Origin of the sequence: Paraburkholderia sp. J67 (assembly GCF_905220265.1) — a bacterium.
Classification (GTDB): domain Bacteria; phylum Pseudomonadota; class Gammaproteobacteria; order Burkholderiales; family Burkholderiaceae; genus Paraburkholderia.
On record NZ_CAJMZK010000061.1, the window covers coordinates 1 to 3,170 of the forward strand.

2 rRNA genes are annotated in these 3,170 nt (G+C 52.9%); both read right to left on the reverse strand.

Features of this window, described 5'->3' with window-relative positions:
* Nucleotides 1-7: 7 nt before the first annotated feature.
* Nucleotides 8-121, reverse strand: a 5S ribosomal RNA gene (gene rrf, locus U5782_RS41045).
* Between the two features lie 152 nt (nt 122-273).
* Nucleotides 274-3,153: ribosomal RNA gene (locus U5782_RS41050) — 23S ribosomal RNA — on the reverse strand.
* Nucleotides 3,154-3,170: the final 17 nt, after the last annotated feature.

Below are 3,170 nucleotides of genomic sequence, written 5' to 3' on the forward strand. Positions count from 1 at the left end.
ATAAGGAGCCTGACGATTACCTACTTTCACACGGGCAATCCGCACTATCATCGGCGTGGAGTTGTTTCACGGTCCTGTTCGGGATGGGAAGGGGTGGGACCAACTCGCTATGGTCATCAGGCATAAGGGGTTGCTGCGTCGCTTTGGTCAGCGCCACAGCCAATCGGGAAGAAGCGTAAAGAATTCGGGGGTTGTGTTGTTTTATCTGGCACAACACGTGATCTCAACCTGTGCGTCCTGTTCACCCACTCGGGGGTAAGACACACCTGTTATAGGATCAAGCCTTACGGGCAATTAGTATCAGTTAGCTTAACGCATTACTGCGCTTCCACACCTGACCTATCAACGTCCTGGTCTCGAACGACCCTTCAAGGGGCTTGAAGCCCCGGGGATATCTCATCTCAAGGCGAGTTTCCCGCTTAGATGCTTTCAGCGGTTATCTCTTCCGAACATAGCTACCCGGCGATGCCACTGGCGTGACAACCGGTACACCAGAGGTTCGTCCACTCCGGTCCTCTCGTACTAGGAGCAGGTCCCTTCAAATATCCAGCGCCCACGGCAGATAGGGACCAAACTGTCTCACGACGTTTTAAACCCAGCTCACGTACCTCTTTAAATGGCGAACAGCCATACCCTTGGGACCGGCTACAGCCCCAGGATGAGATGAGCCGACATCGAGGTGCCAAACACCGCCGTCGATATGAACTCTTGGGCGGTATCAGCCTGTTATCCCCAGAGTACCTTTTATCCGTTGAGCGATGGCCCTTCCATACAGAACCACCGGATCACTATGACCTGCTTTCGCACCTGCTCGACTTGTCAGTCTCGCAGTCAAGCACGCTTATGCCATTGCACTATCAGCACGATTTCCGACCGTACCTAGCGTACCTTCGTACTCCTCCGTTACCCTTTGGGAGGAGACCGCCCCAGTCAAACTGCCTACCATGCACTGTCCCCGATCCGGATTACGGACCAAGGTTAGAACCTCAAACAGATCAGGGTGGTATTTCAAGGACGGCTCCATGCAGACTAGCGTCCACACTTCACAGCCTCCCACCTATCCTACACAAACCGGTTCAAAGTCCAATGCAAAGCTACAGTAAAGGTTCATGGGGTCTTTCCGTCTAGCCGCGGGGAGATTGCATCATCACAAACACTTCAACTTCGCTGAGTCTCGGGAGGAGACAGTGTGGCCATCGTTACGCCATTCGTGCAGGTCGGAACTTACCCGACAAGGAATTTCGCTACCTTAGGACCGTTATAGTTACGGCCGCCGTTTACCGGGACTTCAATCAAGAGCTTGCACCCCATCATTTAATCTTCCGGCACCGGGCAGGCGTCACACCCTATACGTCCACTTTCGTGTTTGCAGAGTGCTGTGTTTTTATTAAACAGTCGCAGCCACCAGTTTATTGCAACCCCTTCACCCTCTGCGCGCAGGCGCATCAAGCTACAAGGGCGTACCTTATCCCGAAGTTACGGTACCAATTTGCCGAGTTCCTTCTCCCGAGTTCTCTCAAGCGCCTTAGAATACTCATCTCGCCCACCTGTGTCGGTTTGCGGTACGGTCACTGTTGAACTGAAGCTTAGAGGCTTTTCTTGGAACCACTTCCAGTTGCTTCGTCTCCTAAGAGACTGGCCTCACACCCTTGAATTCCGCGCCCGGATTTGCCAAAGCGCCTTCTCCAATGCAAGGACCGGGACTTCCAACACCCGGACAACCTTCCGCGATCCGTCCCCCCATCGCATTCAACAATGGTGCAGGAATATTGACCTGCTTCCCATCAGCTACGCATTTCTGCCTCGCCTTAGGGGCCGACTCACCCTACGCCGATGAACGTTGCGTAGGAAACCTTGGGCTTACGGCGAGGGGGCCTTTCACCCCCTTTATCGCTACTCATGTCAGCATTCGCACTTCTGATACCTCCAGCGCACTTTTCAATGCACCTTCGCAGGCTTACAGAACGCTCTCCTACCATGCATATAAATATGCATCCGCAGCTTCGGTATATAGCTTAGCCCCGTTACATCTTCCGCGCAGGACGACTCGATCAGTGAGCTATTACGCTTTCTTTAAAGGGTGGCTGCTTCTAAGCCAACCTCCTGACTGTTTTAGCCTTCCCACTTCGTTTCCCACTTAGCTATATTTGGGGACCTTAGCTGGCGGTCTGGGTTGTTTCCCTCTTGACACCGGACGTTAGCACCCGATGTCTGTCTCCCGTGATTGCACTCTTCGGTATTCGGAGTTTGCTATGGCGACGTAATCCGCAATGGACCCATCAACCATGACAGTGCTCTACCCCCGAAGGTGATACACGAGGCACTACCTAAATAGTTTTCGGAGAGAACCAGCTATTTCCAGGTTTGTTTAGCCTTTCACCCCTATCCACAGCTCATCCCCTAACTTTTCAACGTTAGTGGGTTCGGTCCTCCAGCACGTGTTACCGTGCCTTCAACCTGGCCATGGATAGATCACCTGGTTTCGGGTCTACACCCAGCGACTGGACGCCCTGTTCGGACTCGCTTTCGCTACGCCTGCCCTATTCGGTTAAGCTTGCCACTGAATGTAAGTCGCTGACCCATTATACAAAAGGTACGCCGTCACCCCTTGCGAGGCTCCGACTGTTTGTATGCATGCGGTTTCAGGATCTATTTCACTCCCCTCCCGGGGTTCTTTTCGCCTTTCCCTCACGGTACTGGTTCACTATCGGTCGATCACGAGTATTTAGCCTTGGAGGATGGTCCCCCCATCTTCAGACAGGATTTCACGTGTCCCGCCCTACTTGTCGTACACCTAGTTCTTCCTCGCTGTTTTCGCCTACGGGGCTATCACCCACTATGGCCGCACTTTCCAGAGCGTTTGGCTAACAACGAAGATAAAGAGTACAGGCTGATCCCATTTCGCTCGCCACTACTTTGGGAATCTCGGTTGATTTCTTTTCCTGCGGCTACTTAGATGTTTCAGTTCGCCGCGTTCGCTTCACATGACCTATGTATTCAGTCATGGATACTCCATACGGAGTGGGTTTCCCCATTCGGATATCGGTGGATCAAAGCTTGTTTGCCAGCTCCCCACCGCTTTTCGCAGGCTACCGCGTCCTTCATCGCCTGTGATCGCCAAGGCATCCACCACATGCACTTGTTCGCTTGACCCTATAACGGGTATGTCT